The sequence below is a fragment of the Serratia bockelmannii genome (assembly GCF_051803255.1).
Lineage (GTDB): Bacteria > Pseudomonadota > Gammaproteobacteria > Enterobacterales > Enterobacteriaceae > Serratia > Serratia bockelmannii.
The window spans coordinates 4,778,623-4,793,308 of sequence record NZ_CP196512.1 but is presented as its reverse complement, the minus strand read 5'-3'; the positions used below and the strand labels follow the sequence as shown (position 1 = coordinate 4,793,308).

The 14,686-nt window shown below is 59.1% G+C and carries 8 protein-coding genes, 1 tRNA gene and 3 rRNA genes; 8 read left to right on the top strand and 4 right to left on the bottom strand.

Features of this window, described 5'->3' with window-relative positions:
- Positions 1–195: 195 nt before the first annotated feature.
- The 8 genes from ACSJLU_RS22705 (at position 196) to aceK (ending at position 10,200) form a co-directional block, all read left to right on the top strand.
- Positions 196–271 (top strand) — tRNA-Glu (locus tag ACSJLU_RS22705).
- A gap of 234 nt (positions 272–505) precedes the next feature.
- Positions 506–3,413 (top strand): 23S ribosomal RNA (locus ACSJLU_RS22700).
- A 99-nt stretch (positions 3,414–3,512) separates the two neighbouring features.
- Positions 3,513–3,628: ribosomal RNA gene (gene rrf, locus ACSJLU_RS22695) — 5S ribosomal RNA — on the top strand.
- A 4-nt stretch (positions 3,629–3,632) separates the two neighbouring features.
- A 5S ribosomal RNA gene (gene rrf / locus ACSJLU_RS22690) occupies positions 3,633–3,742 on the top strand.
- Between the two features lie 382 nt (positions 3,743–4,124).
- A complete protein-coding gene (metA, locus tag ACSJLU_RS22685; RefSeq protein WP_063988506.1) occupies positions 4,125–5,054 on the top strand; it encodes a homoserine O-acetyltransferase MetA in 930 nt (309 codons plus the stop codon).
- Positions 5,055–5,428: 374 nt separating this feature from the next.
- Positions 5,429–7,027, top strand: coding sequence for a malate synthase A (gene aceB, locus ACSJLU_RS22680; RefSeq protein ID WP_049296303.1), 1,599 nt, complete (start codon positions 5,429–5,431; stop codon positions 7,025–7,027).
- 41 nt (positions 7,028–7,068) lie between these two features.
- A complete protein-coding gene (aceA, locus tag ACSJLU_RS22675) occupies positions 7,069–8,376 on the top strand; it encodes an isocitrate lyase (protein ID WP_025304483.1) in 1,308 nt (435 codons plus the stop codon).
- A gap of 69 nt (positions 8,377–8,445) precedes the next feature.
- Positions 8,446–10,200: a bifunctional isocitrate dehydrogenase kinase/phosphatase gene (gene aceK, locus ACSJLU_RS22670; protein ID WP_142591247.1), complete on the top strand. Its 1,755-nt coding sequence runs from the start codon at positions 8,446–8,448 to the stop codon at positions 10,198–10,200.
- Between the two features lies 1 nt (position 10,201).
- On the opposite strand, the gene ACSJLU_RS22665 is transcribed toward aceK, so the two are convergent.
- The 4 genes from ACSJLU_RS22665 to gntK form a co-directional block, all read right to left on the bottom strand.
- On the bottom strand, positions 10,202–10,843 hold the full coding sequence (locus tag ACSJLU_RS22665; protein ID WP_049296301.1) for a bifunctional 4-hydroxy-2-oxoglutarate aldolase/2-dehydro-3-deoxy-phosphogluconate aldolase: 642 nt from the start codon (positions 10,841–10,843) through the stop codon (positions 10,202–10,204).
- 54 nt (positions 10,844–10,897) lie between these two features.
- Positions 10,898–12,712 carry a phosphogluconate dehydratase gene (edd, locus tag ACSJLU_RS22660; RefSeq protein ID WP_380826476.1) on the bottom strand — a complete coding sequence of 605 codons (1,815 nt, stop codon included), beginning with the start codon at positions 12,710–12,712 and terminating at the stop codon, positions 10,898–10,900.
- 98 nt (positions 12,713–12,810) lie between these two features.
- Positions 12,811–14,148, bottom strand: a complete 1,338-nt coding sequence (gene gntU, locus ACSJLU_RS22655) for a gluconate transporter (RefSeq protein ID WP_099816678.1) — start codon at positions 14,146–14,148, stop codon at positions 12,811–12,813.
- Positions 14,145–14,684, bottom strand: a complete 540-nt coding sequence (gene gntK / locus ACSJLU_RS22650) for a gluconokinase (protein WP_004936645.1) — start codon at positions 14,682–14,684, stop codon at positions 14,145–14,147. Before gntK ends, gntU begins: the two co-directional genes overlap by 4 nt.
- Positions 14,685–14,686 lie beyond the last annotated feature (2 nt).

The following is a 14,686-nucleotide window of genomic DNA, read 5'->3' as shown; positions in this document are numbered from 1 at the left end:
TGCTTCGAGTGGCGTGCTCACACAGATTGTCTGATGAAAAAGTAATGAGCAAACAAAACCTTGTGGTATAGGTAAGTGCCGGGAGATTTGTGACTGTCCAGTGCAGTGACAAACGACAATGGCGCTCGATTTTTCACGAAAAATCTCACCTTTACCCGAAATTATCGAATCGGTGATTCGATAAGCCAATTTCGGGTCCCCATCGTCTAGAGGCCTAGGACACTGCCCTTTCACGGCTGTAACAGGGGTTCGAATCCCCTTGGGGACGCCATTCCGATAATGAGTGAAAGACATTATCACCGGTTAGCGATAACCGAAAAAATCTTAAAGATGACTTGCGAGTCATGTTTAAGATATTGCTCTTTAACAATCTGGAACAAGCTGAAAATTGAAACATGACGGCTGAAATTTATCCCTCCGTAGATGTACTGGGATGAAGAGTAACCTGTCATAGAGTCTCTCAAATGTTTGCAGCACGAACGATGGAAACATCTTCGGGTTGTGAGGTTAAGTGACTAAGCGTACACGGTGGATGCCTAGGCAGTCAGAGGCGATGAAGGGCGTGCTAATCTGCGAAAAGCGTCGGTAAGGTGATATGAACCGTTATAACCGGCGATACCCGAATGGGGAAACCCAGTGTGTTTCGACACACTATCATGTCATGAATACATAGTGGCATGAGGCGAACCGGGGGAACTGAAACATCTAAGTACCCCGAGGAAAAGAAATCAACCGAGATTCCCCCAGTAGCGGCGAGCGAACGGGGAGGAGCCCAGAACCTGAATCGGCTTGTGTGTTAGTGGAAGCGTCTGGAAAGTCGCGCAGCAAAGGGTGATAGCCCCGTACACTAAAATGCACAGGTCGTGAGTTCGATGAGTAGGGCGGGACACGTGACATCCTGTCTGAATATGGGGGGACCATCCTCCAAGGCTAAATACTCCTGACTGACCGATAGTGAACCAGTACCGTGAGGGAAAGGCGAAAAGAACCCCGGCGAGGGGAGTGAAATAGAACCTGAAACCGTGTACGTACAAGCAGTGGGAGCACCTTCGTGGTGTGACTGCGTACCTTTTGTATAATGGGTCAGCGACTTATATTTTGTAGCAAGGTTAACCGTATAGGGGAGCCGTAGGGAAACCGAGTCTTAACTGGGCGAATAGTTGCAAGGTATAGACCCGAAACCCGGTGATCTAGCCATGGGCAGGTTGAAGGTTGGGTAACACTAACTGGAGGACCGAACCGACTAATGTTGAAAAATTAGCGGATGACTTGTGGCTGGGGGTGAAAGGCCAATCAAACCGGGAGATAGCTGGTTCTCCCCGAAAGCTATTTAGGTAGCGCCTCGTGAACTCATCTTCGGGGGTAGAGCACTGTTTCGGCTAGGGGGCCATCCCGGCTTACCAAACCGATGCAAACTCCGAATACCGAAGAATGTTATCACGGGAGACACACGGCGGGTGCTAACGTCCGTCGTGAAGAGGGAAACAACCCAGACCGCCAGCTAAGGTCCCAAAGTCATGGTTAAGTGGGAAACGATGTGGGAAGGCATAGACAGCCAGGATGTTGGCTTAGAAGCAGCCATCATTTAAAGAAAGCGTAATAGCTCACTGGTCGAGTCGGCCTGCGCGGAAGATGTAACGGGGCTAAACCATGCACCGAAGCTGCGGCAGCGACGCTTAGGCGTTGTTGGGTAGGGGAGCGTTCTGTAAGCCGTTGAAGGTGGCCTGTGAGGGTTGCTGGAGGTATCAGAAGTGCGAATGCTGACATAAGTAACGATAAAGCGGGTGAAAAGCCCGCTCGCCGGAAGACCAAGGGTTCCTGTCCAACGTTAATCGGGGCAGGGTGAGTCGACCCCTAAGGCGAGGCTGAAAAGCGTAGTCGATGGGAAACAGGTTAATATTCCTGTACTTGGTGTTACTGCGAAGGGGGGACGGAGAAGGCTAGGCTAGCCGGGCGACGGTTGTCCCGGTTTAAGCGTGTAGGGGGTGTGACCTGGTAAATCCGGTTGCATATTAACCCTGAGGCGTGATGACGATGCACTACGGTGCAGAAGTAGTTGATGCCCTGCTTCCAGGAAAATCCTCTAAGCATCAGGTAACATTAAATCGTACCCCAAACCGACACAGGTGGTCAGGTAGAGAATACCAAGGCGCTTGAGAGAACTCGGGTGAAGGAACTAGGCAAAATGGTGCCGTAACTTCGGGAGAAGGCACGCTGGCATGTAGGTGAAGTCCCTCGCGGATGGAGCTGAAGCCAGTCGAAGATACCAGCTGGCTGCAACTGTTTAATAAAAACACAGCACTGTGCAAACACGAAAGTGGACGTATACGGTGTGACGCCTGCCCGGTGCTGGAAGGTTAATTGATGGGGTCAGCCGCAAGGCGAAGCTCTTGATCGAAGCCCCAGTAAACGGCGGCCGTAACTATAACGGTCCTAAGGTAGCGAAATTCCTTGTCGGGTAAGTTCCGACCTGCACGAATGGCGTAATGATGGCCAGGCTGTCTCCACCCGAGACTCAGTGAAATTGAACTCGCTGTGAAGATGCAGTGTACCCGCGGCAAGACGGAAAGACCCCGTGAACCTTTACTATAGCTTGACACTGAACATTGAGCCTTGATGTGTAGGATAGGTGGGAGGCTTTGAAGCGTGGACGCCAGTCTGCGTGGAGCCATCCTTGAAATACCACCCTTTAATGTTTGATGTTCTAACTCGGCCCCATAATCTGGGGTGAGGACAGTGTCTGGTGGGTAGTTTGACTGGGGCGGTCTCCTCCCAAAGAGTAACGGAGGAGCACGAAGGTTAGCTAATCACGGTCGGACATCGTGAGGTTAGTGCAAAGGCATAAGCTAGCTTGACTGCGAGAGTGACGGCTCGAGCAGGTACGAAAGTAGGTCTTAGTGATCCGGTGGTTCTGAATGGAAGGGCCATCGCTCAACGGATAAAAGGTACTCCGGGGATAACAGGCTGATACCGCCCAAGAGTTCATATCGACGGCGGTGTTTGGCACCTCGATGTCGGCTCATCACATCCTGGGGCTGAAGTAGGTCCCAAGGGTATGGCTGTTCGCCATTTAAAGTGGTACGCGAGCTGGGTTTAGAACGTCGTGAGACAGTTCGGTCCCTATCTGCCGTGGGCGTTGGAAGATTGAGAGGGGTTGCTCCTAGTACGAGAGGACCGGAGTGAACGCACCACTGGTGTTCGGGTTGTCATGCCAATGGCATTGCCCGGTAGCTAAGTGCGGAAAAGATAAGCGCTGAAAGCATCTAAGCGCGAAACTTGCCTCAAGATGAGTCTTCCCTGGGCCTTTAAGGCCCCTGAAGGAACGTTTAAGACTAAGACGTTGATAGGCTGGGTGTGTAAGTGCAGCGATGCATTGAGCTAACCAGTACTAATGATCCGTGAGGCTTAACCTTACAACACCGAAGGTGTTTTTAGAGAGATTTTCAGCGAAGTTCCGAGATTGGTTCTGATGGCTTCACGGGAGTGAGGCGGTTGGAATGAAACAGAATTTGCCTGGCGGCAATAGCGCGGTGGTCCCACCTGACCCCATGCCGAACTCAGAAGTGAAACGCCGTAGCGCCGATGGTAGTGTGGGGTCTCCCCATGCGAGAGTAGGACACTGCCAGGCATCAAATTGCAACGCGGTGGTCCCACCTGACCCCATGCCGAACTCAGAAGTGAAACGCCGTAGCGCCGATGGTAGTGTGGGGTCTCCCCATGCGAGAGTAGGACACTGCCAAGCATCAAATAAAACAACAAGCCTCATGCGAAAGCATGGGGCTTTTTGTTTTGTCTGTTATTTGGTGTTCTGCTCGAGCATGGGCATGCGAAAGGCCCGTCGGGAACGGGCCTTAACGCCGCTTGCGGCGGCCCCGCAGGGGAGAGTCTCAGGATGAGACGAATACTGTAGGACACTGCCAAGCACCAAATAAGCCAAGAGGCCATCCGAAAGGATGGCCTTTTTGCTTTCAGTACCTCTCATCCTCCCTGCCAAAGATCCTGACGCAGTTCGCGCAATGAAACATTTTCACCTTTCCGCTGAATGCTCGACAGCGACGGAAAAAAACGCTATCTTCGGGCATCTAGAAGTCTAAACGTATAAATGGATGTGTGAGGATTAAGCAATGCCGATTCGTGTTCCTGATGAGTTACCTGCGGTCAATTTCTTGCGCGGTGAGAATGTCTTCGTGATGACATCCTCGCGGGCAAAAACACAGGAAATCAGGCCGCTGAAAGTGCTGATCCTCAACCTGATGCCAAAGAAGATCGAAACGGAAAACCAGTTTCTGCGTCTGTTGTCCAACTCGCCGCTGCAGATTGATATCCAGCTGCTGCGCATCGACAGCCGCGAATCGAAGAACACGCCGGCCGAGCATCTGAACAACTTCTACTGCGACTTCGAGGATATCCAGAATGAGAACTTCGATGGCCTGATCGTCACCGGCGCGCCGCTGGGGCTGGTTGATTTTTGCGATGTTGCCTACTGGCCGCAGATCGAACGGGTCATTGACTGGGCCAAAAACCATGTTACCTCCACGCTGTTCGTGTGCTGGGCGGTACAGGCGGCGTTGAATATTCTGTACGGCATTCCCAAGATGACGCGTGAAGTGAAGCTCTCCGGGGTTTATCCGCACCAAACGCTGCAGCAGCATGCGTTGCTGACGCGCGGCTTCGACGAAAGCTTCCTGGCGCCGCATTCGCGCTATGCCGATTTCCCGACCGAGGTGATTCGCCAATATACCGACCTGGACATCTTGGCCGAATCCGAACAGGCCGGAGCCTACCTGTTCGCCAGCAGGGATAAGCGCCTGGCGTTCGTCACCGGCCATCCGGAATACGATACGTTGACCCTGGCAGGAGAGTATTGTCGCGACAACGAAGCTGGCCTCGATCCTGCCGTACCGCTCAACTATTTCCCCGATGACAACCCCGCACTGACACCGAAAGCCACCTGGCGCAGCCATGGCCACCTGCTGTTTTCCAATTGGCTCAACTATTACGTCTACCAGATCACGCCTTACGATCTGCGCCATATGAATCCGACGCTCGACTGATCTTTTCTGCCTGCCGGCGGCTGAATCGAGGCCGCCGCACTGCTCATCCTCTGCCCGATCCTCTTTTTACCCGTCAATTTTCCTAAAAAACCATTGCCTAACAAAGCGTTAGTTCGTCTTTGCAATTCTATTGGAACCGATTTCCTTACCTGTTTATCGTGTTATTTATCCTAACCAATTGATAATAAAGTGTTAATAAAATATTTAATAATAAAATGGAAATGGTTTTTGATTTTTATTTTTTGTTGAGTATTCTTAGAGCTATCGGGATGAGATCTGACCAGTTGAGGATCGTTTCATCCGCCCTGATCCACAGTGATTTCTGATGAAAATGCGCCGGTCGCGCGGGTGCAACGATGGGAAGGAGCAAGGTCATGACGCAACAGATAGCAGGCACGGAGTTAAGGTTTACGCAGGGTTTCGCCGCTGCGGAGCGCCAGGTGTTAACGGACGAAGCGGTTGAATTCCTGGCGGACCTGGTGGGGAAATTCACGCCGCGGCGCAACGAGCTGCTGGCGGCGCGTGTCCGCTGGCAACAAAATATCGATCGCGGTGAACTGCCGGGATTTATTTCGGAAACCGCTTCCATTCGTGAAGGTGACTGGCAAATCCGCGGCATTCCGCAAGACCTGCGTGACCGCAGGGTCGAGATCACCGGGCCGGTCGAGCGCAAGATGGTGATCAATGCGCTGAACGCCAACGTAAAAGTGTTTATGGCGGACTTCGAAGACTCGCTGGCGCCAAGCTGGGACAAAGTCATCGACGGTCAAATCAACCTGCACGATGCGGTTAACGGCACCATCTCCTACACCAATGAAGCCGGCAAGATCTACCAGCTGAAACCGAATCCGGCGGTGTTGATCGCTCGCGTGCGCGGCTTGCACCTGCCGGAGAAACACGTCTTGTGGCGTGATGAAGCCATCCCCGGCGGCCTGTTCGATTTCGCGCTGTACTTCTACCACAACTATCGCCAGCTGTTGGCCAAGGGCAGCGGCCCGTATTTCTACCTGCCGAAAACCCAGTCCTGGGAGGAAGCGGCCTGGTGGAGCGATGTCTTCAGCTTTACCGAGGATCGTTTCGATCTGCCGCGCGGCACCATCAAGGCGACCGTGCTGATCGAAACCTTGCCGGCGGTGTTCCAGATGGACGAGATCCTGTATCACCTGCGCGATCACATCGTCGGTCTGAACTGCGGCCGTTGGGATTACATCTTCAGCTACATCAAAACGCTGAAGAACCACGGCGATCGCGTGCTGCCGGATCGTCAGTCGGTGACCATGGAAAAACCTTTCCTCAGCGCCTATTCGCGCCTGTTGATCAAAACCTGTCATAAGCGCGGCGCGTTCGCCATGGGCGGCATGGCGGCGTTTATCCCGAGCAAAGACGCCGAAAAAAACGCCTGGGTGCTGAACAAGGTACGGGCGGACAAAGAGCTGGAGGCCAACAATGGCCACGACGGCACCTGGGTGGCGCACCCGGGCTTGGCGGACACGGTGATGGAGGTGTTCGGCAACGCATTGGGCGATCGTCAAAACCAGCTGGACGTGCTGCGTGAGCAGGATGCGCCGATCAGCGCCGCACAGCTGCTGGAACCGTGCGACGGCGAACGCACCGAAGCAGGGATGCGCGCCAATATCCGCGTGGCGGTGCAGTACATTGAAGCCTGGATCTCCGGCAACGGCTGCGTGCCGATTTACGGTTTGATGGAGGATGCGGCGACGGCGGAGATCTCCCGCACGTCTATCTGGCAGTGGATCCACCACGAGAAGAGCCTGAACGACGGGCGCCCGGTCACCAAGGCGCTGTTCCGCCAGATGCTGCAAGAAGAGATGTTGGTGGTGCGTGAAGAAGTAGGGGAAGCGCGCTTTAACGCCGGCCGGTTCGAAGAGGCGGCGAGCCTGATGGAGCGCATCACCACGCAAGATGAATTAATCGATTTCCTGACGCTGCCCGGCTATGAGCTGCTGGCCTGAATTTTCCCAATCAACCCTACATGACTGAAAGGATAAAAATTATGTCTACCTCTCGCTCTCAACAGATCCAGCAGCTGGAACAGGAATGGAAATCGGCCCGTTGGGAAGGCATTACCCGCCCCTATAGCGCCGAAGACGTGATCAACCTGCGCGGTTCGGTCAACCCGGAATGCACCCTGGCGCAAAACGGCGCCGCCAAACTGTGGGCATTGTTGAACGGCAAGGCGCGCAAAGGCTACGTGAACTGCCTGGGCGCGCTGACCGGCGGCCAGGCGCTGCAGCAGGCCAAAGCCGGCGTCGAGGCCATCTACTTGTCCGGTTGGCAGGTGGCGGCCGACGCCAACAGCGCGGCGGCCATGTACCCTGACCAATCGCTGTATCCGGTGGACTCGGTGCCGAAGGTGGTCGAGCGCATCAACAACACCTTCCGCCGTGCCGATCAGATCCAATGGGCGAACCAGATTGAGCCGGGCAGCAAAGGGTACACCGATTATTTCCTGCCGATCGTCGCCGATGCGGAAGCCGGCTTCGGCGGCGTGTTGAACGCCTTTGAGCTGATGAAAGCGATGATTACCGCCGGCGCCGCCGGGGTGCACTTCGAAGATCAGCTGGCGGCGGTGAAGAAATGCGGCCATATGGGCGGCAAAGTGCTGGTGCCGACGCAAGAAGCGATCCAGAAACTGGTCGCCGCGCGCCTGGCGGCCGACGTGCTCGGCGTGCCGACGCTGGTGATCGCCCGTACCGACGCCGATGCGGCCGACCTGCTGACCTCTGACTGCGATCCGTATGACAGCGCCTTCGTCACTGGCGAGCGTACGGCGGAAGGCTTCTTCCGCACCCATGCCGGCGTCGAACAGGCGATCAGCCGCGGCCTGGCCTATGCCCCTTACGCCGATATGGTGTGGTGCGAAACCTCAACGCCGGATCTGGATGCCGCCCAGCGCTTCGCCGACGCCATCCACGCCAAATATCCAGGCAAGCTGTTGGCCTACAACTGCTCGCCATCGTTCAACTGGAAGAAGAACCTCGACGACCAGACCATCGCCCGCTTCCAGCAGGCGCTGTCGGACATGGGCTACAAGTATCAGTTCATCACGCTGGCGGGCATCCACAGCATGTGGTTCAACATGTTCGACCTGGCGCACGCCTATGCGCAGGGCGAGGGGATGAAACACTACGTCGAGAAGGTGCAGCAGGCGGAGTTCGCCGCGGTGGATCGCGGTTACACCTTCGCGTCGCACCAGCAGGAGGTGGGTACCGGCTACTTCGACAAGGTCACCACCGTCATTCAGGGCGGCGCCTCTTCGGTCACCGCGCTGACCGGTTCGACGGAAGAACAGCAGTTCTGATGCGGCAAGCTTGAAGACGTTTCACCCGGAGCCTGCATGCGCAGGCTTCTTTTTCTGGCGGGGGTAAGGATGGCGGCAAAACTGGAGTTGTTGATCGCACAGACGATCCTGCAGGGCTTCGATGCGCAGTACGGCCGCTTTCTGGAAGTGACCGCCGGCGCGCAGCAGCGCTTCGAGCAGGCGGACTGGCCGGCGGTGCAGCAGGCGATGAAAAAGCGCATCCATCTGTATGACCATCACGTCGGCCTGGTGGTGGAGCAGCTCAAATGCATCACCGGGCAGAAATACTTCGATGCCGACTTCCCCAGCCGGGTTAAAGCGGTTTATATCGACCTGCTGCCGGACTATCCGCGTTTCGAGATCGCCGAAAGCTTCTTTAACTCGGTCTATTGCCGGCTGTTCAAGCACCGCGATCTGACGCCGGACAAGCTGTTCGTCTTCAGTTCGCAGCCGGAACGGCGCTTTCGCGACATACCGCGTCCGCTGGCGCGCGATTTTACCCCCAATGGCGATCTGCCGGCGATGCTGCGCAGCGTGCTGAGCGATCTGCCGCTGCGGCTGCCGTGGGAGGACTTGGCGCGCGATATTCGCGACATCACTCAGGCGCTGCAACGCGCCTTCAGCGCACCGCAGCTGGCGGGCGCAACCTTCCAGATAGCCAACGAACTGTTCTATCGCAACAAGGCCGCCTGGCTGGTCGGCAAGCTGCGCCTGGCCGACGGTGTTTATCCGTTCTTGCTCCCGATCCACCACAGCGAGTCGGGCGCGCTGTTTATCGATGCCTGCCTGACCGGAAAGGCCGAGGCCAGCATTGTCTTCGGCTTCGCCCGCTCTTATTTCATGGTCTACGCGCCGCTGCCGGCGGCGATGGTGGAGTGGCTGCGCGAGATCCTGCCGGGCAAAACCACCGCCGAGCTGTACATGGCGATCGGCTGCCAGAAGCACGGTAAAACCGAATGCTATCGCGAATACCTGACCTTTATGGCGCAGTCGCAGGAGCAATTTATCATCGCGCCGGGGGTGAAGGGCATGGTGATGCTGGTGTTCACCCTGCCGTCCTTCGATCGGGTGTTTAAAGTGATCAAGGATGAGTTCGCCCCGCAAAAAGAGGTGACGCAGGCGCAGGTGATGGCTTGCTATCAGCTGGTGAAAGAGCACGATCGCGTCGGGCGCATGGCGGATACCCAGGAGTACGAGAATTTCGTCGTCGACAAGGCGCGCCTCAGCCCGGAGCTGTTGGCGGAGCTGCGGCGCGAAGTGCCGGGCAAACTGGAAGATCTCGGCGATCGCATCGTGATCAAGCATCTGTATATGGAACGGCGCATGACGCCGCTGAACCTGTATCTGGAGCAGGCCAACGACCAGCAGATGCGCGATGCGATTGAAGAGTACGGCAATGCCATCAAGCAGCTGGCCGCCGCCAATATCTTCCCCGGCGACATGCTGTTCAAAAACTTCGGCGTGACGCGCCACGGGCGGGTGGTGTTCTACGACTACGACGAGATTTGCTACATGACCGAGGTTAACTTCCGCGACATTCCGCCGCCGCGCTATCCGGAGGACGAATTGGCCAGCGAGCCGTGGTACAGCATCGCGCCCAACGACGTGTTCCCGGAAGAGTTCCGCCACTTCCTGTGCGGCGATCGGCGCATTCGGCAGGTGTTTGAGGAGCTGCACAGCGATCTGTTTACCGCGGAGTATTGGCGCGGGTTGCAGCAGCGCATCCGCGAGGGGCATGTGGAAGACGTGTTCGCTTATCGCAAGAAGCAGCGGTTCAGCCAGCGCAGCGGGGCGGCGCTGCCGGCCGCCACCGCTGCGATGTAACTCAGGCCTGGGCGCCCGCGACGGCGGTGCGCGCCAGTTCGGTAATGCGCGCGTAGTCGCCGCTTTCGAGCGCATCCGCCGGCACCAGCCAGGAGCCGCCGATGCACAGCACGCTTTTCAGCGCCAGATAGCTGCGGTAATTGTCCGGCGAGATGCCGCCGGTCGGACAGAAACGCACCTGCGGGAACGGGCCGCCGATCGCCTGCAGCGCTTTTACGCCGCCGTTGGCTTCCGCCGGGAAGAATTTAAACTCGCGCAGGCCGTAATCCATGCCCTGCATCAGTTCGGAAACGGTGCTGATGCCCGGTATAAGGGGAATGGAACCGGCGGTGGCGGCTTTGAGCAGCTCGTCGGTCAGCCCCGGGCTGATGGCGAACTGCGCGCCGGCCTCGGTCACTTCCCGCAGCTGCTGCGGATTGATCACCGTACCGGCGCCGATGATCGCTTCCGGCACCTCTTGGGCGATGGCGCGAATGGCGTCCATGGCGCAGGCGGTGCGCAGCGTCACCTCCAGCACCCGTACGCCGCCGGCGACCAGCGCTTTCGCCAACGGCACCGCATGTTCCAGCTTGTTGATCACGATGACCGGCACCACCGGCCCCGCCGTCAGGATCTGCTCGGCGCTTGTTGTCCACTTGTTCATGCTGACGTTCTCCTCTGTGGCCGCCGCCAAGCGGCGATGCGGCCAGGCTATCGATTAAAATTTGATGCAGCAGGCGCCCTGCTCGGCGCCTGACAGCTGGCTGCGCAGCGCGCCGAACAGCTCGCGGCCGCAGCCGATGTGTTCCGCGCTCAGATCGGGTTGGCAAGGCGCGCGCCGCGCCAGCTCGTCGGCGTCGACCAGCACCTGCAGCTCGCCGCTGCGGCCGTTGACGCGGATCGGATCGCCGTCGCGCACTTTCGCCAGCAGGCCGCCGCTATAGGCTTCCGGGGTGACGTGGATGGCGGAAGGCACCTTGCCGGAGGCGCCGGACAGGCGGCCGTCGGTCACCAGCGCCACTTTGAAGCCGCGATCCATCAACACGCCCAGCGGCGGCATCAGCTTGTGCAGCTCCGGCATGCCGTTGGCCTGCGGCCCCTGGAAGCGCACCACCACCACGCAATCGCGATCCAGCTTGCCGGCTTCGAACGCCGGCACGATATCGTGCTGGCTGTCGAACACCACCGCCGGCGCTTCGATGATCTGGTTATCGGCGGGCACCGCCGAGGTTTTCATCACCGCGCGGCCCAGATTGCCGGCCATCACTTTGGTGCCGCCATGATGTTCGAACGGCTGGGCCACGCTGGCGATCACGCTGGCGTCGAGCGAGCCGGCCACGCCTTCGCGCCATACCAATTGGCCGTTGTCCAGCCACGGTTCCTGGGTGTAGCGGTGCAGGCCGAAACCGGCCACGGTGTGCACGTCTTCGTGCAGCAGGCCGTGTTGCAGCAGCTCGCGCACCACCAGCGGCACGCCGCCGGCGGCCTGGAATTGGTTGATGTCGGCCGGGCCGTTCGGGTAGATGCGGCACAGCAGCGGCACCGCCTCCGACAGCTCCGAGAAATCGTCCCAGGTGATGATGATGCCCGCCGCCCGCGCCATCGCCACCAGATGCATGGTCAGGTTGGTGGAGCCGCCGGTGGCCAGCAGCGAGACGATGCCGTTCACCACCACTTTCTCGTCCACCAGGCGGCCGATCGGCAGGTAGTTGCCGGCGGTATCGGTCAGTCGGGTCACCTGGCGCGCGGCGGCATCGTTCAGCGCGTCGCGCAGCGGCGTGTCCGGATGGACGAAGGAGGCGCCCGGCAGATGCAGACCCATCACTTCCATCACCATCTGGTTGGTGTTGGCGGTGCCGTAGAAGGTGCAGGTGCCGATGCCGTGATAAGAGGCCGCCTCGGCCTCCAGCAGCGCCAAACGGTCGGCCTTGCCCTCGGCGTACAGCTGGCGCACGCGCACTTTTTCCTTGTTCGGCAGGCCGCTGCTCATCGGGCCGGCCGGCACGAACAGCGCGGGCAGGTGGCCGAAGGAGAGGGCGGCCATCACCAGCCCCGGCACGATCTTGTCGCAGATGCCGAGGAACAGCGCGCCGTCGAACATATTGTGCGATAGGCCGACGGCGGCCGACATGGCGATCACGTCGCGGCTCATCAGCGACAGTTCCATGCCGTCCTGCCCCTGCGTCACCCCGTCGCACATCGCCGGCACGCCGCCAGCCACCTGGCCCACGGCGCCGACCGCTTTCAGCGCCTGCTTCAGCCGCTGCGGGTAGTGTTCGTACGGCTGGTGGGCCGACAGCATGTCGTTGTAAGCGGTGATGATGGCGATATCGCTGCGCACCATGTTTTTCAGCGACGCCTTGTCATCGGGCTGACAGGCGGCGAAGCCGTGGGCCAGGTTGCCGCAGGCGAGCTGCGCGCGGTGGACGGTTTGGGCGCGGGCCGCCTCGATACGCGCCAGATAGGCGGCGCGGCTGGCCTGGGAACGGTCGATGATGCGCTGTGTGACACGGGACAAGGTTGGATTAATCATGCCTTCCTCACATTGCTGTTGTTATAGTCGCCGCCTGTGGCGGTGCCCCCGGGGGTGATTTGCAGCCCTGGTGTGCAAGGCCGGGGGCGATTTAGGATTTAAAACATCGTGAATGCAATCATGCCGATGGCGCCGCCGACGCTGCCCAGAATGGTTTCCATCACCGTCCAGGTTTTCAGCGTTTGCAGTTCGTTGGCGCCTGTGAATTTGCCGAACAGCCAGAAGCCGGCGTCGTTGACGTGGCTCAGCACGATAGAGCCGCCGGCGATGCAGATGGCCAGCGCGGCCAGTTGCCCGCCGTTCAGACCGAGCTGACTGGTGACCGGCAGCACCAGACCGACGGTGGTCAGGCAGGCGACGGTGGCCGAGCCCTGAATCACCCGCACCATGGCGGACAGCGCGAAGGCGGCCACGGCGATCGGCAGGCCGGCGCCGATCATGGCGTCACCCAACGCCGGCCCGACGCCGGAATCCACCAGGATCTGCTTGAACACCCCGCCGGCGCCGGTCATCAGCAGGATGATCCCGGCCGGCTGCACGGCGGCGGAGCAGATGGCCAGGGTCTGTTCGTTGCTCATGCCGCGCGGTTTCGCCAGACCGTAAATCACGATCAGGCAGGCCAGCAGAATGGCGGTGAACGGGTGGCCGATAAACTCCAGCCACTGCTGCAGCTGCGAGCCGGGAGTGACCAGCCGCGCGCCGATAGTCTTCATGCCGACCAGTACCAGCGGGCACAGCACCAGCGCCAGGCTGAAGCCGAACGACGGCAGATTGCCCTTGGTCAGCGTCGGCTCGTTCTCTTCCGGCGGCATTGGCCAGTTGACGAAGCGGCTGATAAAGCTGCCGTACAGCGGGCCGGCGATCAGCATGCCGAGCACGGCCGCCACCAGGCCGATGGCGATCATCCAGCCGAAATCGGCCTTCATCTGCGATGCCAGCAGCATCGGCACCGGCCCCGGCAGCAGGAAGGAGGCGGCAGCGGCCACACCGGCGAACAGCGGGATGGCCAGTTTGACGATATTGCCGTCGGTGCGGCGCGCCACGGCGAACACGATGCCGATCAGCAGCACCACCGCCACGTCGAAGAACAGCGGCAGCGCGCAGATCAGGCCGGCGATGCCGAGCGCGTAGTGCGCCTTGCTTTGTCCGAATCGTTTCAGTAATTGCGCCGCAATTTGATCGAGCGCGCCGACCTCATGCAGGATCTTGCCGAACATCGCCCCGAGCGCCACCACGATCGCCAGGAAGCCCAGCGTGTCGCCCATGCCTTTTTGCATGGTGTCGGCGATGTGTTCCAGCGGCATGCCGGAGAAAATGCCGGCGGCGATGGACACCAGCATCAGCGCGACGAAGGCGTGCATGCGTGCCTTCATCACCAGGAATAACAGCAGTAAAACCGAGCCGACTGCGGTACCGACCAGCGTTACGGTACTCACGCGCACACGTCCTGCGGCAGGAAGCTCTGGATATGGCGCACGGTATCGGCGATCACCGCGTCCAGCGGCTGATTGATGTCGATCGCCATCACGTCGTTCTCGTCGGCGCCCGGTTGCTCCAGCGCGGCGAACTGGGTGACCAGCATCTGCGGCTTGAAGAAGTGGCCGTTGCGCGCCGCCAGGCGGGATTCGATCACCGGGAACTCACCGTGCAGATAGATGAAGGACAGGTTGCCGTTGCCGGCGCGCAGGCGGTCGCGATACTGCTTTTTCAACGCCGAACAGACGATGATCGACACGTTGTTGGTGCGCTGCATGGCGAAGGCGGCGTCGTTGAGCGCGGCCAGCCACGGCGCGCGATCGTCGTCGTTCAACGCTTCGCCGGCGGCCATCTTCAGGATATTGCTGCGCGGGTGCAGGAAGTCGCCGTCGAGGAAGCCGGCGGAGAGTTGGCGGGCCGCGGCGGCGGCGACGGCGGACTTGCCGCTGCCGGAAACGCCCATAACGACGTAAATGCGATTTTGATTGTTGGTCATGG